Annotated in this window: 19 protein-coding genes and 1 riboswitch; of the genes, 17 read left to right on the top strand and 2 right to left on the bottom strand. The window is 36.2% G+C overall.

Annotated features, from left to right (window positions below; all coding sequences use genetic code 11):
- Positions 1–19: 19 nt before the first annotated feature.
- The 5 genes from thrA (at position 20) to H8R22_RS00225 (ending at position 6,120) form a co-directional block, all read left to right on the top strand.
- Positions 20–3,406: a bifunctional aspartate kinase/homoserine dehydrogenase I gene (thrA, locus tag H8R22_RS00245; protein ID WP_187009522.1), complete on the top strand. Its 3,387-nt coding sequence runs from the start codon at positions 20–22 to the stop codon at positions 3,404–3,406.
- A 40-nt stretch (positions 3,407–3,446) separates the two neighbouring features.
- Positions 3,447–3,830, top strand: a complete 384-nt coding sequence (locus H8R22_RS00240) for a hypothetical protein (protein WP_187009523.1) — start codon at positions 3,447–3,449, stop codon at positions 3,828–3,830.
- A 97-nt stretch (positions 3,831–3,927) separates the two neighbouring features.
- Positions 3,928–4,362, top strand: coding sequence for an OsmC family protein (locus H8R22_RS00235; protein ID WP_187009524.1), 435 nt, complete (start codon positions 3,928–3,930; stop codon positions 4,360–4,362).
- A 103-nt stretch (positions 4,363–4,465) separates the two neighbouring features.
- The gene (locus tag H8R22_RS00230) at positions 4,466–5,638 is read left to right on the top strand and encodes a trans-sulfuration enzyme family protein (protein WP_187009525.1); all 1,173 of its coding nucleotides are present in this window, start codon (positions 4,466–4,468) and stop codon (positions 5,636–5,638) included.
- A 71-nt stretch (positions 5,639–5,709) separates the two neighbouring features.
- Entirely contained in the window at positions 5,710–6,120 is a 411-nt protein-coding gene (locus H8R22_RS00225) for an RrF2 family transcriptional regulator (protein WP_187009526.1), read from the top strand.
- Positions 6,121–6,199: 79 nt separating this feature from the next.
- Here H8R22_RS00225 and H8R22_RS00220 read toward each other — a convergent pair whose 3' ends face one another.
- Positions 6,200–6,982, bottom strand: a complete 783-nt coding sequence (locus H8R22_RS00220) for a sulfite exporter TauE/SafE family protein (protein WP_187009527.1) — start codon at positions 6,980–6,982, stop codon at positions 6,200–6,202.
- A 327-nt stretch (positions 6,983–7,309) separates the two neighbouring features.
- On the opposite strand from H8R22_RS00220, the gene H8R22_RS00215 reads away from it, so the two are divergent.
- The 12 genes from H8R22_RS00215 (at position 7,310) to H8R22_RS00160 (ending at position 22,166) form a co-directional block, all read left to right on the top strand.
- Positions 7,310–8,011: a phosphoadenylyl-sulfate reductase gene (locus H8R22_RS00215; protein ID WP_187009528.1), complete on the top strand. Its 702-nt coding sequence runs from the start codon at positions 7,310–7,312 to the stop codon at positions 8,009–8,011.
- A gap of 108 nt (positions 8,012–8,119) precedes the next feature.
- The gene (gene cysD, locus H8R22_RS00210) at positions 8,120–9,019 is read left to right on the top strand and encodes a sulfate adenylyltransferase subunit CysD (RefSeq protein ID WP_187009529.1); all 900 of its coding nucleotides are present in this window, start codon (positions 8,120–8,122) and stop codon (positions 9,017–9,019) included.
- 1 nt (position 9,020) lies between these two features.
- Complete coding sequence (locus H8R22_RS00205; protein WP_187009530.1) at positions 9,021–9,752, top strand: DUF2490 domain-containing protein; 732 nt, start codon at positions 9,021–9,023, stop codon at positions 9,750–9,752.
- 104 nt (positions 9,753–9,856) lie between these two features.
- The gene (locus H8R22_RS00200; RefSeq protein WP_187009531.1) at positions 9,857–11,101 is read left to right on the top strand and encodes a sulfate adenylyltransferase subunit 1; all 1,245 of its coding nucleotides are present in this window, start codon (positions 9,857–9,859) and stop codon (positions 11,099–11,101) included.
- A 135-nt stretch (positions 11,102–11,236) separates the two neighbouring features.
- The gene (locus H8R22_RS00195; protein ID WP_187009532.1) at positions 11,237–13,327 is read left to right on the top strand and encodes a HEPN domain-containing protein; all 2,091 of its coding nucleotides are present in this window, start codon (positions 11,237–11,239) and stop codon (positions 13,325–13,327) included.
- A complete protein-coding gene (gene cobA, locus H8R22_RS00190) occupies positions 13,320–14,114 on the top strand; it encodes a uroporphyrinogen-III C-methyltransferase (protein ID WP_187009533.1) in 795 nt (264 codons plus the stop codon). The genes H8R22_RS00195 and cobA overlap by 8 nt, the downstream gene beginning before the upstream one ends.
- Positions 14,101–14,682 carry a precorrin-2 dehydrogenase/sirohydrochlorin ferrochelatase family protein gene (locus H8R22_RS00185; RefSeq protein WP_187009534.1) on the top strand — a complete coding sequence of 194 codons (582 nt, stop codon included), beginning with the start codon at positions 14,101–14,103 and terminating at the stop codon, positions 14,680–14,682. Before cobA ends, H8R22_RS00185 begins: the two co-directional genes overlap by 14 nt.
- 157 nt (positions 14,683–14,839) lie before the next feature.
- Complete coding sequence (locus H8R22_RS00180; protein WP_026708320.1) at positions 14,840–15,892, top strand: NAD(P)/FAD-dependent oxidoreductase; 1,053 nt, start codon at positions 14,840–14,842, stop codon at positions 15,890–15,892.
- Between the two features lie 92 nt (positions 15,893–15,984).
- Positions 15,985–16,099: riboswitch (SAM riboswitch) on the top strand.
- Positions 16,100–16,345: 246 nt separating this feature from the next.
- Complete coding sequence (locus H8R22_RS00175; protein WP_187009535.1) at positions 16,346–17,347, top strand: homocysteine S-methyltransferase family protein; 1,002 nt, start codon at positions 16,346–16,348, stop codon at positions 17,345–17,347.
- A gap of 347 nt (positions 17,348–17,694) precedes the next feature.
- Entirely contained in the window at positions 17,695–20,376 is a 2,682-nt protein-coding gene (gene metH / locus H8R22_RS00170; RefSeq protein ID WP_187009536.1) for a methionine synthase, read from the top strand.
- Positions 20,377–20,456: 80 nt separating this feature from the next.
- Positions 20,457–21,413: a methylenetetrahydrofolate reductase [NAD(P)H] gene (metF, locus tag H8R22_RS00165; RefSeq protein WP_187009537.1), complete on the top strand. Its 957-nt coding sequence runs from the start codon at positions 20,457–20,459 to the stop codon at positions 21,411–21,413.
- Positions 21,414–21,629: 216 nt separating this feature from the next.
- Positions 21,630–22,166, top strand: a complete 537-nt coding sequence (locus tag H8R22_RS00160; RefSeq protein WP_187009538.1) for a hypothetical protein — start codon at positions 21,630–21,632, stop codon at positions 22,164–22,166.
- A gap of 149 nt (positions 22,167–22,315) precedes the next feature.
- Here H8R22_RS00160 and gldA read toward each other — a convergent pair whose 3' ends face one another.
- The gene (gene gldA / locus H8R22_RS00155) at positions 22,316–23,212 is read right to left on the bottom strand and encodes a gliding motility-associated ABC transporter ATP-binding subunit GldA (protein ID WP_187009539.1); all 897 of its coding nucleotides are present in this window, start codon (positions 23,210–23,212) and stop codon (positions 22,316–22,318) included.
- Positions 23,213–23,265: the final 53 nt, after the last annotated feature.

The raw sequence follows: 23,265 nt of genomic DNA, 5'->3' as shown, positions 1-23,265 counted from the left end.
ATCAATAAAAGATTTGACATTGGAAAATAAACCAACACATATTACTTTACAAAATTTCACCACGCATAATGGTGCTGTTTATGCTAGCCTTAACTTAAGTTATCAAGTTTTTGGAGCTCCGCTGCATACCGCACCTATCATTGTGATTAATCATGCCTTAACGGGAAACTCTCAAGTTATTGGAGAGTCCGGTTGGTGGAATGATATCGTGGGAATTGACAAAACAATCGATACTAGAAAATATACCATTATTTCTTTTGATGTTCCTGGTAACGGCTTCAACTCGGCTACCATCGAGAACTACAGAGATTTTATTGCCAGAGATATTGCTCGAATTTTTATCGAAGGACTAAAGTTCTTAAAGATTGATAATCTATTTGCGCTCATTGGCGGTTCTGTAGGTGGAGGCATTGCCTGGGAAATTTTGGCCTTAGAGCCTAAGCTAGCTCAAAACTTTATTCCCATTGCTACAGATTGGAAAGCTACAGACTGGTTGATTGCCAATTGTTATTTACAAGAGCAAATATTAAACAATTCTAAAAAACCAATCGAGGACGCACGCATACACGCCATGTTGTGTTACCGCACGCCAGAGTCATTTAAAGAGAAATTCAATAGAGACATCAATGTACAACTCGAAACTTTTCAAGTGGAAAGTTGGTTAAACTACCACGGTGAGAAACTAGAAAAAAGATTTCAGCTGGCGGCTTACAAAATGATGAATCAATTATTGAAAACAATTGATATTACTAGAAATCATGAGTCATTGGAATCAATCATTTCAAAAGTAGATGCGAATATTTATATCGTGGGAATTAATTCTGATTTGTTTTTTACCGCAAAAGAGAATCGAGAGACCTATAACGAAATTAAAAAATTTAAAATTAATGTGTTCTATAGCGAAATTGACTCTGCGCATGGTCATGACGCTTTTTTAATGGAATACGAACAATTAGACAATTTACTAGAAGTTGTTTTCAAAAATAAAAAGCAGATGAAAATAGTAAAATTTGGTGGTAAATCTTTGGCTAACGGCGAAGGAATAAATGCAGTCTTACATATTATCGAAAATAAGGTAAAGCAAAACGAAAAATTTGCAGTAGTAGTTTCTGCTCGTGCAAAAGCGACAGATGAACTGGGTGATATCTTGACAATTGCTGCCAAAAACGGGAATTACAAGCCCTTATTGGAAAGTTTTAAAACCTATCAAAAAGATGGTTTTGATGCTGTTGATTTCTCAGTTGAATTTGATAAACTAGATAAACTGTTTGAAGGTGTAAGTTTGATTGGTGATTATAGTGTAAAAATTCAGGATCAAGTTTTGGCACAAGGAGAAGTGCTTGCTGCTAAATTGTTGGTTTTTCTGCTGAATCAAAAAAATATTTCTGCAAAATTGGCCGATACAAGAGAGTTGATTGTGACGGATTCCAATTTTGGTGATGCACAACCTTTAGATACAATTTCTAAGAAAAATGTGATCCAAGTTTTTAAAGAAAATAAAGATTCAATTCTAATACTTACGGGTTTTATAGGTTCTAATAATAAACAAGAAACGACCACTTTAGGTAGAAACGGAAGCAATTACACCGCTTCGCTAATTGCAAATTACATCAATGCTGAAGAATTACAAAATTTCACGCACGTAGACGGAATCTATACTGCCAATCCGGAGCTAGTACTTGATGCAAAAAAAATTGAAACACTATCTTATAACGAGGCGAATGAGATGGCTAATTTTGGCGCAAATATTTTACACGCCAAAACAATCATTCCGCTATTAGAAAAAAATATTCCACTTCGAATTTTAAATACGTTCAACCATGAAAACAAAGGAACTTTAATTACATCTAACTCTAATGCGTCGGGAATTAAAACGCTTTCTGTTTTAGAAAATGTTTCCTTAGTAAATTTAGAAGGAAGAGGACTACTTGGGAAAACCGGTGTTGATGCTCGTATTTTTAGAGTGATGGGAGATAATGATATCAGTGTCAGTATTATTTCTCAAGGTTCTTCAGAGCGAGGAATTGGTCTTGTTGTGGCCGCTGATAAAGCTTCAAAAGCGATGATCGAGTTAGAAAAGGAATTCGAAAATGATTTCTATTCTAAAGATGTCAATAAAATTAAGGTGGTTGATAATGTATCTGTTATTTCGATAATTGGACAAGATTTGAGCACTTTTCACAAGCCTTATACAGCGTTAATAAAAAACAAAATTATTCCGATATTATTTAACAATACTGTGACGGGTAAGAATGTGAGTTTGGTGGTTAAAAAGTCTGAACTTCACAAAGCACTGAACGTAATTCACGGTGAGATTTTTGGTGTGGCCAAGAAAATTAATATTGCCATATTTGGTCATGGATTAGTAGGTGGAACTTTGATTAATCAAATTTTAGAATCGGCCAAAGCCATCGAAACAAGAAAAGACGTTAAGTTAAATGTGTTTGCAATTGCAAACTCTAAAAGCATACTCTTAAATAAAAACGGAGTTTCAACAGACTGGAAAAACGAAATCCAAACGAATGGAGTTTCGTATACAATTGATGATGTGATCGCTTATGCAAATGAACATCATCTAGAAAACTTAATTGCCGTTGATAATACGGCGAGCGCTACGTTTGTAGAAAACTATATTTCGCTTGCTGAGAATAGTTTTGATTTGATTTCGTCTAATAAAGTTGCCAATACCTTGAGTTATGGTTTTTATAAGGACTTAAGAAAGGTACTTGCTGAAAACCAGAAGAACTATTTGTACGAAACAAACGTAGGAGCAGGGTTGCCATTAATTGATACGATAAAATTACTGCATCTTTCAGGTGAAAACATCACTAAAATTAAAGGTGTTTTCTCAGGAACATTAAGCTATTTGTTTAATAATTTCTCTTCCAAAGGTGTTCCGTTTAGCGAAATATTAAAAGAAGCGATTGATAGCGGATTCACAGAGCCAGATCCAAGAGAAGATTTATGCGGTAATGATGTAGGGAGAAAATTATTAATACTTGCTAGAGAATTAGATTTACAAAATGAATTTGAAGAAGTGGCTATTCAAAATTTGATTCCGGAGCACTTACGTGAAGGTAGTGCTGCTGATTTCTTAACGAAGCTTAAAGAATTTGATCCTATTTATGATAAAATAAAATCAGATCAAAAACCAAATCACGTGTTGAGATACATCGGAGAATTGTCGGGTGATTTGCAACACGATAAAGGAATTTTGGAAGTAAAATTAGTTTCCGTACCTTCGGATACCGCTTTGGGAGGCTTAAAAGGATCTGATTCTTTCTTCGAAATTTACACGGAATCTTACGGAGACCGTCCAATTGTCATTCAAGGAGCCGGAGCGGGATCTGCAGTGACTGCCAGAGGAGTTTTTGGTGATATTTTGAGGTTATCGGATAAAGGGTAGTTGAAGTGAACAGTTTTTAGTGAATAGTAACCAGTTTTCAGTGATCGGTAAGCAAAAAGAATTTTATATGGATATTATTTTTATTTTAATAGGAATGAATGTGTCATTGATATTCTTGTTTGATAAAAGTAAATTAGATAGCAAAGAATGGTTTCTTAAACTAATAATTTTAAATATCATATTATTTTTAATTGCTTCGATAAGTCTGTTGATTGGTTTAGGACAGAATACTGCTATTAATGCATTATTTGTACCACTGCTTGCCCAGATTGTCTATTATGTTTTAAGTAAATTATTCTATCTAAAATATGAAAGAAAAAGTGTTGATACCTATTGGACAATAGATCGATCTTTATTCATTGATGGTTGGTTCAATAGTATATTTTGGATCGTTTCAATTTGGCTATTCTTACTGGTATTGTAACGAATTATTAAATTAAAATAAATAAAAAATCAGCGTTTAAATCCGTGTTTTTGCGAAAGCAAATCCGTGTTACTCGCGTTCAAATAAATACATAACTATGAAAATTAAATTAAATAGAGTAAACGACAATTTCCATTTCGAATTAAAAAACGAACGTGGGCATATTGTAAAAGTTGATAACCGTTCTGAATTTGGCGGAAATGATTTAGGAGTAAGTCCGATGGAGTTAGTATTAATGGGAGTGGCGGGCTGCAGCGCAATTGATATGATTTCGATCTTAAAAAAACAACGTCAAGAAATCAAATCTTTTAAAGCTGAGGTTGAGGGAGAACGTGTTCAAGTAGGCGAAGCAAAACCTTTTAAAGACATCCATTTGATTTTTTACTTAGAAGGAAACATTAAAGAAGACAAAGCAGCCAAAGCGGCTCAACTTTCTTTTGAAAAATACTGCTCGGTTTCTAAAACCTTAGAACCAACTGCAACAATACATTATAAGGTAGTTTTGAATGGAGTTGAATTAGAAAAGATTTAAACTAGCCACTTTCATAATTTAATAATAATTAAAAAAATATTTTGTGTATCGCTGAGTATTCTCTGTGAATCTCTGCGAAACACTTTTTTTAAAACAACATAAAATGAACGAAGAAGAATTTGGTTTTGAAACCGAAGCCATCCGCACCCAATTAGAACGCACGCAATATTTAGAACATTCGGTTCCTTTGTACTTAACGTCAAGTTTTGTATTTGAAGATGCTGAAGATATGCGTGCCTCATTTGCCGAAGAAAAAGATCGCAATATTTATAGCCGTTATAGCAACCCCAATACAAATGAATTTGTAGAAAAGGTATGCAAAATGGAAGGTGCTACTGCAGGTTTTGCTTTTGCTTCTGGGATGGCTGCGGTGTATTCAACCATGGCTGCTTTATTGAAATCTGATGATCATATTGTATCTTCGAGTAGTGTTTTTGGAGCGACTCATTCCTTATTTGTAAACTATTTTCCAAAGTGGAATATCGAGACTTCCTATTTCGACATCAACAAACCGGAAACTATTGAAAGTTTTATAACTCCACAAACAAAGATTCTTTTTGCTGAATCGCCAACGAATCCAGCGGTTGATATTATCGATTTGGAACTGCTAGGGAATATCGCCAAAAAACACAATTTGATTTTGGTTATTGACAACTGTTTTGCAACGCCTTATTTGCAGCAGCCAATCAAATGGGGAGCACATTTGGTGGTACATTCTGCTACCAAATTAATGGACGGACAAGGTCGGGTTTTAGGAGGAATTACTGTGGGAGATCCTGAACTGATTCAGAAAATATATTTGTTTTCTAGATTGACAGGACCTTCTTTATCGCCTTTTAATGCTTGGGTATTGTCTAAAAGTTTAGAGACTTTGGCCATTCGTCTGGATAGACATTGCGAAAATGCAATGAAGGTTGCTGAGTTTTTAGAAACGCATCCTAATGTAAATAAGGTGAAATATCCGTTCTTGAAATCGCACCCACAACATGAAATTGCCAAAAAGCAAATGAAAGCAGGTGGTAGCATTGTAGCTTTTGAAATAAAAGGCGGACTAGAAGCAGGACGTAACTTTTTAGACAAGATTCAATTGTGTTCCCTTTCGCCAAATTTAGGAGATACTAGAACTATTGTAACGCATCCAGCATCAACAACACACAGTAAATTATCTGTTGACGAGCGATTGTCTGTGAGTATTACTGATGGATTAGTACGTGTTTCAGTGGGACTAGAAACGGTACAAGATGTCATTAACGATTTGGAGCAAGCCTTAGGTTAAAAGCGACATTTGTGATTGACGAATTTTGATTGTAGATTTGGTATTATTAAATATATATTAGTTACTAAATTATGCTTTCAAAGAAAACAAAATATGGAATAAAAGCTTTGACATTTTTGGCGCGCCAAGAAGATCAAACTCCTGTTGCTATCGCAGATATTGCAAAGAGTGAAAATATTTCGGTAAAGTTCTTAGAAAGTATTTTGTTGCTTTTGCGCCATTCAGGGTTTTTAGGTGCTAAGAAAGGAAAAGGCGGCGGGTATTATTTAATCAAAGAGCCCGAGGAAATCAACATGGCTAAGGTCTATCGAATATTAGAAGGTCCTATTGCTTTACTGCCATGTGCTTCTCATAATTTCTATGAAAAATGTGATGACTGTCAAGATGAAGCAGCTTGTGCGGTACGTAAACTAATGACTGAGGTTAGAGATAATACACTTCAGATTTTAGAAAATAATAGTTTGGCTGATATCGCTTTTTGAGTAGAAAAACGAAAAATAAATAATCCCTTTCCATACATTTTTGTACGGAAAGGGATTTTTTATTAGGTGTACAGTCGTTCTAGAAAACGAGATTGTAGCCTACAAAAAACAACATGATTGCGATAGCGTTCCTAAGTAATAAATCGGGAACTTTACCGCTAAGCATGCTACCCATGAAAATTCCAGGTAATGAACCCATAAGTAACTGAACGAGTAATGTTAGGTCTAAATTCCCCATAGAGGCGTGTCCTAGTCCTGCAACTAGTGTTAGTGGTACTGCGTGAGCAATCTCAGTACCCACGAGTTTGGGAGTTGGTAGTAACGGAAAAAGAAAAAATAGAGTAACAGTACCTAATGCTCCAGCACCAATAGATGTTAACGTAACGGTTACTCCAAGTAAAACCCCAATAGCCACTGTCAAAATATTTCGTGTTTTACTTTCGCTATGAAACTTATCACCAGAATGCTTTTGAGATAAAACAAGTAATCTCTTTTTGAAGAGAACGGCAATAGATGTTAAAAGCAAAGCCCAACCTAGGCTGTATTTTATGATCGAATTTATAGATGAAATATCGGTTTTAATACTGTTTAAAATCCATAAGGTCAATAAAGCAGCAGGAACACTACCTAGAGAAAGCCAGCCTGTAATTGACCAATTAATATTTTTTTTCTTGTGATGTACAAATACTCCTCCCATTTTAGTAAAGGCAGCATATAATAGATCGGTACCTACAGCGGTGGTTGGAGGAATACCAAACCAAAGTAAAATAGGAGTCATTAAAGAGCCGCCTCCTACACCTGTCAAGCCCACAATAAAGCCTACTAGTAATCCGGCAACTATAAAGCCTAATTGAAAATCCATAACTAATTAATTTTTGACAAAAGTAGAAAGTAAATTATAATAATCCTATGGGCTAGATAGACTATATAGAGATATATCTGAAAAATTTAATAATTATTAGGGTTTAGTGACTTTATTTATGAATAATAATAGTGGAATTAAGATAAATCTTTTATTTAATAAGTTTAACTCCTCGAGTGCTATTGTGCTTTCTATGAGTCGTTAACTTGTTATCTCTTTTTGGCGCAGAAAAGTAAGTTTTTGTTTTGTGGTTTAGAAATAAGTAGTACTTTTGCGATGTAATCTACTAAGCCGATAGGGTAATAGATTTTATAATTAGAAAGAAAAATGAGCACAATAATAGTACAAGCATTAATAGAGAAAACAAAAGACTTTTCGATTGAAGAGACTTTTGCTTTTTTGGCAGATGAATATAAAAATAAAGTAGTTTTTTCGACTTCATTTGGGCAAGAAGATCAGGTGATTACAGCTTTAATTGCAAATAGTAATACTGCGATCAATATTTTCACTTTAGATACGGGGCGTTTATTCCAAGAAACTTATGATGTTTTTCATAAGACACTTAAGAAGTATAAAAAACACATTGAAGTTTATTTTCCTGAAGCGACTGCTGTGCAGAATTTATTGAATACAAAAGGTCCAAATAGCTTTTACGAATCGGTTGAAAATAGAAAAGAGTGTTGTTTTATTCGAAAAGTAGCGCCATTGACTAAAGCATTAAAAGGAAACTCAGTTTGGATTACAGGATTGAGAGCAGAGCAGTCAGAAAACAGAAATGATTTACATCTTTTTGAATATGACTCGAAATTTGAAATCATCAAGTTCAATCCGCTGCTAAAATGGACCTTGAAAGAAGTAGAGGATTATATAGAGCTAAATAATGTTCCGCAAAATGCTCTTCATAAAAAAGGATTCGTGAGCATAGGTTGTGCGCCTTGTACCAGAGCAATCGCCGAAGGTGAAGACATTAGAGCCGGTAGATGGTGGTGGGAATCAAGCCATAAAGAATGTGGTTTGCACCAGAAGTAGTAATTAGTGAATAGTAAAGAGTAATTAGAAAAAAATATAAATAGTTAAGGGGTTTATTTGGGTTGCAATAACTTGAAACTTTAAACCTGAAACTTTTAAACAAAAAACATGAGTTCAATATTAAAAACAAACGCATTAGAAAGCGAAGCGATATACATCTTTAGAGAAGTAATTTCTCAATTTGATAAGCCGGTTTTGCTTTTTTCTGGAGGAAAAGATTCCATTACATTGGTGAGGTTAGCGCAAAAAGCATTCTTTCCAGCTAAAATTCCTTTTCCATTATTACATGTTGACACAGGTCATAATTTTCCGGAAACTATTGAATTTAGAGACCGATTGGTGAAAGAATTAGGATTGGAATTAATCGTTCGTAATGTACAAGATGCAATTGACGAAGGAAAGGTTGTTGAAGAAACTGGTAAATACTCTAGTAGAAACAGTTTGCAAACTACTACTTTATTAGATGCGATTGACGAATTCAAGTTTGATGCTTGTATTGGTGGAGCTCGTCGTGATGAAGAAAAAGCGAGAGCAAAAGAACGTATTTTTTCTGTTCGTGATGACTTTGGTCAATGGGACGAAAAAAACCAACGTCCTGAATTATTTGATTTATTGAATGGTAAAATTGAAAACGGACAAAACGTACGTGTTTTTCCTATTTCGAACTGGACTGAATTAGATGTTTGGAGTTATATCGAAAAAGAGCAAATCGAAATTCCATCAATTTACTTCTCACACAAACGTAAAGTATTCTTGAGAGACGGAATGATTTGGTCACACTCTCCTTATGTATACCAAGAAGAAAACGAAGAGATTGAAGAACGCATTGTCCGTTTTAGAACAGTAGGGGATATGAGTTGTACGGCAGCAGTTGATTCTTATGCGGCAACAATATCAGAAGTAGTAGGTGAAATTAGAGCTTCAACAATATCTGAAAGAGGTGCTCGAATTGACGATAAACGCTCTGAGGCAGCCATGGAGAAAAGAAAACAACAAGGGTACTTTTAGAATGAAGTCCGTGAAATTTCTTTTGGGTGTATTGCTGTTTAGTATTGGAATACAAGCGCAAACTGAAAAAAATGTCGACAAGCAGAGTTTACTTTGGTCTAGATATTACAATCAGTTGGAATTAAATAATAAATGGTCTGTACATACTGAGATTGATAATCGAATTTTTATAAATCCAGTAACCCAAAACACTTTTGTGAGTCGGGTTCAACTGAGAGGTAAGATAACTGATAAGGTGGAGTTAGGTGCAGGTTTTGCTTACTTCTCAGTGGCGACACAAGATCCTGAAGTTAAAACGGGTTTTCATATTCCTGAATATCGTTTGCAACAAGATGCAACGGTGAAACAGACTTTAGGAAAAGTGAATTTGACACATCGGTATATGATAGAAGAACGGTTTGTTCATAATGCAAGTAAAATAATGCTTGAAGATGGAACTACTTTTTATTTGAGATTTAGATACCGAATTCAAGGAGATTACACTTTTTGGAAGAAAGAAAAACACTATCTAAAAGGAATTCTATCGGATGAAATAATGATTAATGGCGGGAACAAAATTATAAAAAACACATTCGATCAAAACAGAATTTACGCAGCAGTTCAAGTGGGAGTTAGTCCGGCCATTGCGTTAGAATTAGGTTACTTAAATAGTTTCCAAGAAAGATCAAATGGGGTAGATTATTTTAATAGAGATATTATACGATTTAGTTTTATCCATAAGGTTAAGATTTAAAAGATATTCTCTGATGGGAATTAAATAATAAGACAATAAATTAACGTTTCGACTCCCCCTCTTTCGGAGGGGGTTGGGGGGAGGATTTAAACAAAAAATATATAATGGAAGTTTTAAAAATAGCAACAGCAGGAAGTGTAGATGACGGAAAAAGTACATTAATCGGGAGATTATTATACGATACACAATCTTTGACTACAGACAAACTGGAAGCAATCGAAAAGAGCAGCAAACAAAAAGGATATGATTATTTAGATTTTTCTTTGGCTACTGATGGTTTAGTTGCAGAGAGAGAACAAGGAATTACGATTGATGTGGCTCATATTTATTTTTCTACTGCTAAGAAAAGTTACATTATTGCTGATACTCCAGGTCATGTAGAGTACACGCGTAACATGGTTACAGGTGCTTCAACTTCACAAGTATCGATTATTTTAATTGATGCGCGTAAAGGAGTTATTGAGCAAACGTACCGTCACTTTTTCATCAATAATTTATTGAGAGTAAAAGAAGTAATTGTTGCTGTTAATAAAATGGATTTAGTTGATTATTCTGAAGAAGTTTATAATAAAATCAAAGCCGATTTTGAAGCGCTAAATGCAAAAAGTACTTTTAAAGAACAAAACGTTAGTTACATTCCGTTGAGTGCTTTAACTGGTGATAATGTCGTAGAATCTTTAGGCGGAATGCCTTGGTACGAAGGGCAAACGATTCTAAAACACCTGGAAGCTTTAGAGCCTGCAGATGTATACGAAAAAGGAAAAGCACGTTTCCCGGTACAGACCGTTATTCGTCCAAAGACAGAAGAGTACCACGATTTTAGAGGCTATGCTGGAAAATTATATGGGAACAATATTAAAGTAGGAGATGCTGTAACAGTATTACCTTCTTTAACAGAGTCGAAAGTGACGAACATTCACTTTTTCAATCAACAATTTGATGAAGCTTCAGTAGGTTCGTCGATCACAATCGAATTAGAAAATGATATCAATGTAACTAGAGGAGACATGATTGTAAAATCATCTGAGTTGCCTAAAGTGGAGAAAGATATCAATACAACAGTTTGTTGGATGGATAGTAAAAAACTAGTTCCAGGTGCAAAATATTTTGTGCAACACAACACCAACCGAGTTTTAGCGAAAATTGACAGCGTGAAAAACGTTATTGCAACCGATTTTTCTGGAACTACAGAAGCATCTCAATTAGCAATTAACGAAATAGGCGAAGTAAATATCAAGTTAAGCAAAGCAATTTATTTTGATGCTTACAACGACAATAAATCAAACGGTGCTTTTATCTTAATCGATGCAGCAACCAATACAACAGCAGGAGTAGGATTTATAAGATAGCCTTTAGCTTTTAGCCTTCAGCAAAAAAAAGATAATTAGAAATAACTAAAGTCTTACAGTCAAGTGCCAAAAGCTTGTAAAATAAAATCATCAACAGCTAAAAGCCAAAAGCTAATAGCTAATAGCTTATAAGAAATGGAAAGTTTTAGAACCGAAATAGAAGATCCGATTGTTCAAAAAGAGATAATCGATTTAGAAAGAAAAATTGCGTTATTCAAAGATGGTAAAATTGATGACGAGCGTTTTCGTAGTTTGCGTTTAGCGCGTGGAGTGTATGGTCAGCGTCAAGAAGGTGTGCAGATGATTCGTATCAAATTGCCTTTTGGTAAGGTGACTAGCGAGCAATTAGTGCGTATTACTAAAGTGTCTGATGAGTATTCAACAGGACGTTTGCATATTACAACACGTCAGGATATCCAAATTCACTATGTGAGCTTAGATAGAACTCCGGAGCTTTGGGCAAACCTTGCTAAAGACGATATTACACTTCGTGAAGCTTGCGGGAATACCGTGCGTAATATCACAGCAAGTGAATTAGCTGGTGTTGATGTTGACGAACCTTTTGATGTGTCGCCATATGCACATGCGATGTTTCAGTTTTTCTTGAGAAACCCTATTTGTCAAGAGATGGGACGTAAATTTAAAATGTCATTTTCTTCTTCGGTTAAAGATACGGCCTTGAGTTATTTACACGATTTAGGATTTATTCCAAAAATTGTAAACGGAGAACGTGGATTTAAAGTAATGCTTGGTGGAGGATTGGGTTCTCAGCCACATCATGCAGAGTTGCTTTCAGAATTCATTCCCGTAAACCAAATCATCCCAACTACCGAGGGCGTTTTAAGAGTTTTTGATCGCTTTGGCGAAAGAGCCAAACGTTTAAAAGCACGTATGAAATTCTTAATCAAAGATATCGGTCGCGATGAATTTTTACGCTTAGTTGACGAAGAGAAAAAAGCATTGTCATATCAGTCATACGAAATAGATACAACTGATTTTGATGCTGCTATTCCAGCAACCTTGTTAGAAGTGCCTGCAGTATCAATTGACGACACGGCTACTTTTGAAGCTTGGAAAAAATCGAATGTAATCGCACAAAAACAAGCGGGCTATGTTGCGATTGGTATCAAAGTGCTTTTAGGAGATTTTTATACCGACAAAGCAAGAGCTTTAGCCGAATTAATCAAAAATTACGGCGCCAATGAATTGCGTTTTTCGCTTAAGCAAAACATTGTGCTGAGAAATATAAAAGAAGAAAATTTACCTTTTTTCTACCAAGAATTAGCCAAACTAGATTTTGTTACTCTTGGTTATGATACTATTAATGACATCACCGCTTGCCCAGGAACTGATACTTGTAATTTAGGAATTGCGAGTAGTACTGGAATTGCCGAAGAATTGGAAAGAGTTTTAAAATTAGAGTTTCCGCAGTACAAAGAGAATCGCGAAATCACCATCAAAATTAGTGGTTGTATGAATGCTTGTGGACAACATAACATGTCATCAATTGGTTTTCAAGGAATGTCAATCAACTCGGGGAAACTAGTAGCGCCAGCTTTGCAAGTATTGCTAGGTGGAGGAATTTTAGGAGATGGGAAAGGTCGTTTTTCTGATAAAGTAATAAAGATTCCTAGTCGTAGAGGACCAGATGCTTTGCGATTTATCTTAAATGATTTCGAAGCAAATGCGAACGGATTATCATTTTTAGATTATTACGATGCTCAAGGCGAGAAGTATTTTTACGAATTCTTAAAACCGTTGGCTGATGTAACTAATCTTACAGATGAAGATTTTATCGACTGGGGAAATGCAGACAATTATGTAAAAGCAGTTGGAGTAGGAGAATGTGCTGGAGTTGTAATCGACTTGGTAGCGACTTTAATTTTGGAAGCTAAAGATAAACTGACTTTTGCTCAAGAAGCTTTCGAAGATAAAAAATGGGCTGATGCTATTTACTTAGCCTATGCCGGTTTTGTAAATGGCGCTAAAGCTATTTTATTGGCTGAGAACGAAAAAACAAACCACCACGCCGGAATAATTAATTTGTTTGATACCGTTTTTGTAGAGAGTAATAAAATCACTTTAGATTCTACCTTTAAAGATTTGGTTTACCAAATCAATCAAAACGAACCTTCGGAGGCTTTCGCCAAAAAATATATTGAGGAGGCAATTGCCTTTTTTCAAAACATAGAAACGTACAGATCAAAAGATATCGCTGATGCATAAAATAGTAAAACCCATAGTAACTTTAGTAGGTGCAGGGCCTGGTGATCCAGACTTGTTAACTATAAAAGGAGCAAAAGCACTCGCTGAAGCCAATGTGGTTTTATATGATGCTTTAGCAAATGAAGAGTTGTTGAGTTACGCTCCCAAGCGTGCCTTGAAAATATTTGTCGGAAAAAGAAAAGGATGTCACGCGTATACACAAGACCAAATCAACCAACTTATTGTAGATAATGCTCTTACATATGGACATGTTGTTCGTTTAAAGGGAGGTGATCCTTTTATTTTTGGACGAGGGAGTGAAGAAATAGACTATGTAGAAAGTTTTGGAATTCCTACCTTTGTCGTCCCTGGAATTTCCTCTTCGATCGCTGTTCCAGCTTCTAATGGAATTTCCTTGACAAAAAGAGGCGTGTCAGAGAGTTTTTGGGTAATAACAGGAACAACTTCGGCACGAAAACTATCGACAGATGTAGCTTTAGCAGCGCAATCATCTGCAACAGTTGTGGTGTTGATGGGAATAAGTAAGCTGAATGAAATCGTAGCTATTTTTCAAAAAGAGGCCAAAGGAGAAACTCCCGTTGCAATTATTCAAAACGGAACCACTCCAGAGGAAAAAATAGGAATGGGAACGATAAACTCAATTGAGCAAGTCGTTTTTGAACAAAAATTAAGTTCCCCAGCCATTATTGTAATTGGAGAAGTGGTTCGAGATTGCATGAAAAGCGATCGTTTTTACGAAGAGTTAAAATCGATTAGCAACAAACAAGCAGTGTATGGAAAGGAATGAGTTGTACCCCATTTTTCTAAAACTCAATAACCTCAATGTATTGATTGTAGGTGGAGGAAATGTAGGATTAGAGAAATTAAGCTTTTTACTAAAATCCAGTCCAAATGCTAACGTTGAGGTGGTTGCTCCGCGTTTTTTGCCAGAGTTGGAGTTGTTAGCAGCAAAACACGATTCAGTAAAGTTAACGTCAAGGAAATTCAATCGCTGGATGCTTCGCAAACGCCATATGGTAATTGCTTGTACCGATGATTTGAAAGTCAATAAAAGGATTTATGACTTGTGCAGAAAACGATATTTGATTTGTAATATTGCTGACACACCGCCGCTATGTGATTATTACTTGGGTGGAATAGTAACTAAAGGGAATGTTAAGATTGCGATTTCGACTAACGGAAAATCACCTACAACAGCCAAGCGCTTGCGAGAGTTTTTTGAAGAAGTAATTCCGGAGGACATCAATAAAATGGTCGAAAATCTGAATGAATATCGCAAAACCTTAAAAGGGGATTTTGAAGAGAAAGTTCAAAAAATGAATGAGATTACAGCGACCTTAACTAAAAAACAGTAGTGTGATTTCAGAAATAAAATAAAATAAAATTAACAAGAAGTTGAATGATATTTATCATTTGTTTAAGCTCAATTTCTTCGTTACTTTGTAAATTGTAAACAAATAAAACGTTCCCTTAAACCCTCTGTAAGAAGGTCAAGGATTAATTAATTACAACATGATTGAAACAGATATCCTAATAATAGGAGCCGGCCCAACAGGTCTTTTTGCAGTTTTTGAAGCAGGTTTATTAAAATTAAAATGCCATATACTAGATGCTTTACCACAAGCAGGTGGGCAGTTATCAGAGTTATATCCTAAAAAACCTATCTATGATATTCCAGGTTTTCCTGAAGTATTAGCAGGAGATTTAGTCGATAATTTAATGGAACAAATCAAGCAATTCGAACCAGGATTTACACTTGGAGAACGCGCTGAAACGATTGAAAAACAAGAAGACGGAAGTTTTATTGTAACTTCAAATGAGGGAACTAAGTTCCACGCCAAGGTAATTGCTATTGCTGGAGGGTTAGGAAGTTTTGAACCTAGAAAACCATTAATCGACGGAATTAATTTCTACGAAAACAAAGGAATCAAATACTTTATCAAAGATCCAGAAGAGTTTAGAGATAAGAGAGTAGTTATTGCCGGTGGAGGAGATTCAGCCCTTGACTGGAGTATTTTCTTGACGGATGTCGCCTCCGAGGTGACGTTGATTCACCGTCGTAATGAATTCCGTGGTGCTTTAGATTCTGTAGAAAAAGTACAGGAACTAAAAGATGCTGGGAAAATTCGCATGATCACACCAGCTGAAGTAGTGGGATTAAACGGAGCCGAGCACATTGAATCGATTGTAATCGAGGAAAACGGAGCTAATCGCACAATTGACACTGATTATTTTATTCCGCTTTTTGGTCTTACGCCAAAATTAGGTCCTATAGGCAACTGGGGATTAGAAATTGAAAAAAATGCTATCAAAGTAAACAACGCTTTAGATTACCAAACGAATATTCCGGGAATTTTCGCCATTGGAGATGTGAATACCTATCCAGGTAAATTAAAATTGATTTTGTGTGGTTTCCACGAGGCGACATTGATGTGTCAAGCGGCCTACCAAATCATCAATCCAGGGAAACGTTATGTGTTGAAATACACTACAGTTTCAGGAGTTGACGGATTTGATGGAACTCGTAAAGAAGCGCCAAAAGCTGTTGTTAAAGCAATAGTTTAACAAATTCACCTATACAAGTTAAAAAATTAAGCGCTAATACTTGCGAGTATTAGCGCTTTGTCTTTTCTTTGTAGTGTTCCTATATTTATTGAAAGTTATCACGAAAGGCGGAGGGAAAGACCCAATGAAACCTTAGCAACCCTTTATCTTTAAAGAAGGTGCTACATTCTACTTTATACTGAATTCAGTATTTAAGATAGATAACACAAGAATACTTCTACAGTATTTCTCAACAATTTTCTTGACAACATATCGATATTTTTTTTAGAGCAGATCAACGGTGCATTTTAACCACGATCCTTCCTGCTGTACGCTATATCTATTGCGCCGAACACCGGCACAATAGGATGCCGCTTCCATCAGGGCTAAAGAGAAATAATAGTGAACTTTTAGAACTATTAATCAAAAGTAAAAATCCCAATTCCGATTGTGATTTACAAGAAATAAAAAGATATGTCCAACATTCACGAAGCCATTAAAAAAAACATACTTATCCTCGATGGAGCCATGGGAACTATGTTGCAACGGTACAATTTCTCTGAAGAAGATTTCCGTGGAGAACGTTTCAAAGATTTTCCACATTCTCTAAAAGGGAACAACGATTTATTATCACTCACACAACCTCAAGCGATTAAAGCGGTGCATGCTGCGTATTTTGAGGCTGGAGCTGATATCGTCGAAACCAATACGTTCTCAGGAACCACCATCGGAATGGCTGATTATTTCCTAGAAGAATACGTATACGAATTAAATTATGAGTCGGCTAAACTAGCCCGCGAAGTAGCCGATGAATGGACAGCTAAAAACCCAGACAAACCTCGTTTTGTAGCCGGTTCGATAGGACCAACAAATAGAACGGCAAGTATGTCACCAGATGTAAACGATCCGGGATATAGAGCCGTAACTTTTGATGATTTGCGTATAGCGTACAAGCAACAAGTAGAAGCTTTAATTGACGGTGGAAGTGATTTGTTATTAGTCGAAACTATTTTCGATACACTAAATGCCAAAGCAGCACTTTTTGCCATAGAAGAAGTAAAAGACGAACGCAATATTGATATTCCTATCATGGTTTCAGGAACAATTACTGATGCTTCAGGAAGAACACTTTCTGGACAAACGGTAGAAGCGTTCTTAGTTTCAGTTTCGCACATTCCTTTGTTGAGTGTAGGATTCAATTGCGCTCTTGGAGCCGATTTATTGAAACCGTACTTACAAACATTGTCACAAAATACCGCTTTCAATGTATCGGCGCATCCTAATGCAGGATTGCCCAACGCCTTTGGGGAATACGATGAAACCCCAGAAGAAATGCAATCACAAATAAAAACATATCTCGACGATAATTTGGTAAACATCATAGGTGGTTGTTGCGGTACAACCCCAGAACACATCAGGTTAATTGCAGATATCGCCAAGGATTACAAACCAAGAGTTTCGACGGCGGTGATGTAATGCTTAGTGGAACTATTAGAATTTGTCATTCCGACGAAGGAGGAATCTTAGCAAGTTGCTCACATAAAGGAAATTATTTCTCCGTCGGAATGATAAAATTGCACTGTAAGTTTAGTTCTTACACTAGTGAGGTTGCTTCGTTCCTCGCAATGGTTTGGGAGCAAAAAATCCGCGTGAGGGATAGTAGTGAAAAGCCCACAGACAAATGAAGCGAAAGCGGAATTAGTCGAGGACTTGTAGCGTATAGCCCGACCCGCAGTTTTACGGAGGGTCACGCCCAAAAAAAGAAGAATATAACAAAACTTAGACTCAAAGGTTTTTAGAGATTAAGTAAATGAAATATAAAAATGGCAGTAGTAGAAACTAGAAGAAACTTGGTATTATCGGGATTAGAGCCTTTAATCATTACGCCAGATAGCGTATTTGTGAATATTGGGGAACGTACCAATGTGACGGGTTCTAGAAAATTCTTGAGATTAATCAAGGAAGAAAAATACGAAGAGGCACTGAGTATTGCCAAGGAGCAAGTCGAAGGTGGCGCACAAATCATCGATATTAATATGGATGAGGGGATGCTGGATGGCGAATATGCCATGACAAAATTCCTAAATTTAATTGCTGCCGAACCAGATATTTCGCGTGTACCTATCATGATTGACAGTTCGAAATGGGATATTATCGAAGCTGGATTGAAGGTTGTGCAAGGAAAAAGTGTGGTCAATTCGATTTCGTTAAAAGAAGGGGAAGAACAATTTATCCACCATGCTAAATTGATTAAGCGCTACGGTGCTGCGGCGATTATCATGGCTTTTGATGAGGTTGGACAAGCAGATAACTACGAACGAAGAGTAGAAATTTGCCAACGCTCGTATGATATATTAGTGAACAAAGTGGATTTTCCACCTCAGGATATTATTTTCGATTTGAATATATTTCCAGTCGCTACGGGAATGGAAGAACATCGCTTGAACGCTTTGGATTTCTTTAGAGGGACTAAGTGGGTTCGTGAGAATTTGCCACATGCGCACATTAGTGGTGGGGTAAGTAATGTGTCGTTTTCATTTAGAGGAAACGATACGGTTAGGGAAGCGATGCACTCGGTTTTCTTGTATCATGCCATTCAAAACGGAATGACAATGGGAATTGTAAACCCAGAGATGTTAACGATTTATGATGATATCCCAAAAGATTTATTGGAACGCGTTGAAGATGTTATTTTAAACAGACGCGATGATGCTACAGAACGCTTGTTAGATTTTGCCGAAAATGTTAAAGGAGATGTAAAGAGCAATGAAAAAGCAGTTCAAGAGTGGCGATCAGGTACGGTACAAGAAAGAATTACGCACTCGCTTGTAAAAGGAATAGATGCTTTTATTGAACTAGATGTTGAGGAAGCGAGGCAAGCCGCAACCAAACCTATTGAAGTGATCGAAATCAATTTGATGACGGGAATGAATGTGGTGGGTGATTTGTTTGGTTCAGGGAAAATGTTTTTGCCGCAGGTGGTAAAATCGGCACGTGTAATGAAAAAAGCAGTGGCGTATTTATTGCCTTTTATAGAAGCGGCTAAGCAAGTAGGAGATAAATCGGGGAATGGAAAAATATTGATGGCAACTGTAAAAGGAGATGTACATGATATTGGTAAAAATATTGTTTCGGTGGTGTTAGCCTGTAATAATTATGAAATTGTGGATCTAGGAGTGATGGTAGCTCCAGAGAAAATCATTGCTGCAGCCATAGAACACAATGTTGATATTATAGGACTAAGTGGTTTGATTACCCCATCGCTGGACGAAATGGTTTATCTCGCCAAAGAACTAGACAAACGCGGTATGAAAATTCCGGTGATGATAGGTGGAGCAACGACTTCGCGCGCGCATACTGCTGTGAAAATTGCACCTCAATATAGAGAAACTGTGATTCATGTTAATGATGCTTCGAGAGCGGTTACCGTAGCTGGAAGTTTGTTGAACAAGGATAGAAAAATCTATGCGAGTGATATTAGAGCGGAGTATGATGCGTTTAGAGAAACGTTTTTAAACCGTTCTCGTGACAAGAATTTCTTGACTATTGAGCAAGCGCGTAAAAATAAATTGCAATTAGACTGGGAAAATTTTACTCCAGTAAAACCAAATCTAATTGGGGAGCAAGTTATTGAAGTAGAGTTGGATGTTTTGGTTCCTTACATAGACTGGACACCTTTTTTTCGAACATGGGAGTTGTTCGGGAAATATCCAGCAATTTTAACAGATGAAGTAGTTGGGGAACAAGCGACTTCAGTTTTTGCGGATGCACAGGAAATGTTAGCCGTGATCTTGAAAGAAAAAAAATTGACTGCCAAAGGAATTTACGGAATTTTCCCTGCGAATCAAATCAACGATGATGATATTGAATTAACGGACGAAAACGGAAAACCATTACAAACGTTCTTGACATTGCGCCAACAATCTCAAAAAACTAAAGGAGCGCCAAACATTGCTTTATCTGATTTTATTGCGCCAAAAGACAATGGAGTAACAGATTACATGGGTGCTTTTTGTGTAACTACTGGTTTTGGTGTTGATGAATGGGCGGCTGAATTCGAAAAAGATTTAGATGATTATAATTCGATTATGGTTAAAGCATTAGCCGATCGTTTTGCAGAAGCTTTCGCTGAATATTTGCACGAAAAAATTCGTAAGGAAATTTGGGGATATGCTTCTGATGAGAACATGAGTACCGAGGCTATGATTGCAGAGGAGTACAAAGGAATTCGTCCAGCTCCAGGTTATCCTGCTTGCCCTGACCATTTAGAAAAACCAACAATTTGGAAATTACTAAATATCGAAAAAGAGATAGGAGTAACCTTGACAGAGAGCATGGCAATGTGGCCAGCATCATCAGTTTCGGGATATTATTTTGGGAATCCGCAAAGTAAATATTTTGGACTTGGAAAAATAAAAGAAGACCAAGTAATAGATTATGCTAAACGTAGAAGTATTTCTACTGACATGGCAATGAAATGGCTGAACCCGAATATAGCAGATTAATATCAGTCGTAAAGTTAAAAGTCATCAAGTCCCAAGGGAACGGCTTTCGACATTCGGCTTTCAAACTTTAAGACTTTAAAATGAAAGTAACACAACATATAGAAGAATCAAATGGGAAGACGTTATTCTCATTCGAAATTATACCGCCACAAAAAGGGAAAAGTATTCAGGAATTATACAATAATATAGATCCTTTAATGGAATTCAAACCGCCTTTTATTGACGTAACTACCTCCCGAGAGGAGTTTATTTATGTCGACAAAGGGAATGGTTTGTTAGATAAAAAACTAACAAGAATGCGTCCCGGTACTTTGGGGATTTGCGCCTCCATAACCCACAAATACAATGTAGATACAGTTCCTCATGTGTTGTGTGGTGGATTTACAAAAGAAGAGACAGAATATTTATTAGTTGACTGTCACTATCTAGGAATTAATAATGTAATGGCTTTGCGTGGCGATGCTATGAAAGAGGAACAATCTTTTGTTGCTAAAGCAGGAGGGAATAGTTATGCGATCAATTTAGTTCAGCAAATAAAATTATTGAATGAAGGCAAGTATTTGCATGATGTTATACATGTAGATAACAAAGCTGATTTCTGTATAGGTGTTGCAGGTTATCCTGAAAAGCATTTAGAATCTCCTTCTCTTTTATCGGATTTAAAAAGACTGAAAGAAAAAGTAGATGCGGGTGCTGATTATGTAGTTACTCAGATGTTTTTTGACAACGCTAAGTATTTTGAATTTGTGGCAAAGGCACGCGAAATGGGAATTACTGTTCCTATAATCCCAGGAATTAAACCGCTTGCCGTACAAAGACATTTGCAAATTTTGCCACAAATTTTCCGTATCGATTTGCCTGAGGACTTGATTGACGCAGTAGATGCATGCAAAACAAATGCCGATGTAAGACAAGTAGGTATAGAGTGGGCAATACAGCAATCAAAGGAACTAAAAGCAGCTGGAGTTCCAGTATTGCATTATTACTCTATGGGAAAATCAGAAAATATTAGGCAAATTGCGAGTGCGCTTTTCTAGGAGCTTTATCCAGCTGTTCGCTATATCTTTTTATTTTTAAAGAAAAAATAAAAAGGATGCCGCTACCATCTGGGCTAGGGATAGAATTGGTGTTCAAGATTATGGTTCAATAGGAAGTTGAATATTGAACCATGAAAAGTATTAATGAAAGTGGAAGATTTTTGATGATTCCTTTTTTAACCTTATATTTGAGGATAGTAATATAACAATCTTAAAATGAAATATTCTCTTAGTTTACTGTTTGGTGTGACTGTTTTGATGACTTCTTGTAAAAAAGAGCAAACGACGTCTGCAGGCGACTCTAGGCAAGTTGTCCCTTTTACACAACAAGGAGGTGGAATTCAGAGCCAAGAGCTAAGTTCTGAAGCATCTCAAAATCATAATTTATTTCGCGAGAATAATAACAATACTGCATCATCATCAGTAGCCTCAGCCGTAAATCCGGAGCATGGACAGCCTAATCATCGATGTGATATTCCGGTGGGAGCACCACTAAATACGGGTGCAAATGGCGCAGGTCAATCGCAAGCGACAACTGTTTCTAGTACTCCTGTTCAATCAAATACACAAGCTCCTGTCGTTCAGCAAGTAACTCCAAAAGGAATGAATCCTCCCCATGGAGAGAAAAATCATAGATGTGATATAGCTGTTGGTGCACCTCTCAATTCAAAAGCAACAATAGAAAACACGGTTGTAGCACAAGATCAAAACGGGGCATCAGCGTTGCCAGCACTATTATCAACTGACAAATAATTAAATCAGGAACTACAGTTTAATTATTTCACTATTTTAAAAAACATATTTTAAAAAACATATTTTAAAAAAAAAGAAAGCCATCTTCGATATTCATTAAAGATGGCAATTTTTTTTATAATTTATTTTTAAAGTCTTAATTCTCAGTTCTATTTTGTAATCTCCCTAAAAACGGCTTCTAGGTTTTTGTTTTTCTGATTGAGTTGTAATGTTTTTAAGCCGTTGTCATGAGCAAAATCAAATACGGTGGGACGCATATCTTTGTCAGCTAAAAAAACCAATTCCCATGAAAAATCATGTGTGTTTTTAAAAGATTTTAGATGAGGCATTCTAGCTATAGCCTGCTCTTCAATCTTATAATCGAACTCAACTTCGATTATTTGTTCTTTATCTGCGGTTATTAAGTTGTCTAGTTTTTTGTCAGCAACTATTTGTCCTTTATTGATAATGATAACACGATCACATATTGCTTCAACCTCCTGCATAATATGAGTGGATAGAAACACCGTTTTGTCTTTACCAGCATTTTTAATTACTGTGCGAATCTCTAATAATTGATTAGGGTCTAGACCAGTAGTGGGTTCGTCAAGAATCAAGACGTCTGGATTATGAAGCAGCGCATTAGCAAGGCCCACTCGCTGTCTATATCCTTTTGATAGCTGTCCTATTTTTTTATTACTTTCTGCTGTTAATCCAGTTAGTATAATTACATCTTCAATTCGATCTTTTGAAACTTTATATACATCAGCATTAAAGGCTAAATATTCTCTAACGTACAAATCTAAATACAACGGATTATGTTCTGGTAGATATCCTATTGATTGTTGTACTTCCTTTGGATTCGAGTTAACATCTTTTCCGTTAACAGTAGCAGTGCCTTCGTCTGCTGATAAATAGGTGGTTAATATTTTCATCAATGTAGATTTTCCTGCTCCATTTGGACCAAGAAAACCAACGATTTCTCCTTTCTTTACTGAAAAGGATATATTGTCTAATGCTTTTTGAGCACCGTAACTTTTAGAGATGTTCTGAACTTCTATTGACATGATGAGCTATTTGAAACAAAAGTAAAAAGAAAAAGATTGATTAATAGTATTTC

The sequence above is a fragment of the Flavobacterium kayseriense genome, assembly GCF_014305095.1.
GTDB classification, from domain to species: Bacteria; Bacteroidota; Bacteroidia; order Flavobacteriales; family Flavobacteriaceae; genus Flavobacterium; species Flavobacterium kayseriense.
Note: the sequence above shows the minus strand (reverse complement) of the source record. Positions and strands in the feature narration are given on the sequence as shown.

Excerpts from the sequence above, each read along its gene's own strand:
- H8R22_RS00235 (WP_187009524.1), top strand. The coding sequence starts at position 3,928 with ATGAAAATTAAATTAAATAGAGTAAACGACAATTTCCATTTCGAATTA.
- H8R22_RS00230 (WP_187009525.1), top strand. The coding sequence starts at position 4,466 with ATGAACGAAGAAGAATTTGGTTTTGAAACCGAAGCCATCCGCACCCAA.
- H8R22_RS00225 (WP_187009526.1), top strand. The coding sequence starts at position 5,710 with ATGCTTTCAAAGAAAACAAAATATGGAATAAAAGCTTTGACATTTTTG.
- H8R22_RS00220 (WP_187009527.1), bottom strand. The coding sequence starts at position 6,982 with ATGGATTTTCAATTAGGCTTTATAGTTGCCGGATTACTAGTAGGCTTT.
- H8R22_RS00215 (WP_187009528.1), top strand. The coding sequence starts at position 7,310 with ATGAGCACAATAATAGTACAAGCATTAATAGAGAAAACAAAAGACTTT.
- cysD (WP_187009529.1), top strand. The coding sequence starts at position 8,120 with ATGAGTTCAATATTAAAAACAAACGCATTAGAAAGCGAAGCGATATAC.
- H8R22_RS00205 (WP_187009530.1), top strand. The coding sequence starts at position 9,021 with ATGAAGTCCGTGAAATTTCTTTTGGGTGTATTGCTGTTTAGTATTGGA.
- H8R22_RS00200 (WP_187009531.1), top strand. The coding sequence starts at position 9,857 with ATGGAAGTTTTAAAAATAGCAACAGCAGGAAGTGTAGATGACGGAAAA.
- H8R22_RS00195 (WP_187009532.1), top strand. The coding sequence starts at position 11,237 with ATGGAAAGTTTTAGAACCGAAATAGAAGATCCGATTGTTCAAAAAGAG.
- cobA (WP_187009533.1), top strand. The coding sequence starts at position 13,320 with ATGCATAAAATAGTAAAACCCATAGTAACTTTAGTAGGTGCAGGGCCT.
- H8R22_RS00185 (WP_187009534.1), top strand. The coding sequence starts at position 14,101 with ATGGAAAGGAATGAGTTGTACCCCATTTTTCTAAAACTCAATAACCTC.
- H8R22_RS00180 (WP_026708320.1), top strand. The coding sequence starts at position 14,840 with ATGATTGAAACAGATATCCTAATAATAGGAGCCGGCCCAACAGGTCTT.
- H8R22_RS00175 (WP_187009535.1), top strand. The coding sequence starts at position 16,346 with ATGTCCAACATTCACGAAGCCATTAAAAAAAACATACTTATCCTCGAT.
- metH (WP_187009536.1), top strand. The coding sequence starts at position 17,695 with ATGGCAGTAGTAGAAACTAGAAGAAACTTGGTATTATCGGGATTAGAG.
- metF (WP_187009537.1), top strand. The coding sequence starts at position 20,457 with ATGAAAGTAACACAACATATAGAAGAATCAAATGGGAAGACGTTATTC.
- H8R22_RS00160 (WP_187009538.1), top strand. The coding sequence starts at position 21,630 with ATGAAATATTCTCTTAGTTTACTGTTTGGTGTGACTGTTTTGATGACT.
- gldA (WP_187009539.1), bottom strand. The coding sequence starts at position 23,212 with ATGTCAATAGAAGTTCAGAACATCTCTAAAAGTTACGGTGCTCAAAAA.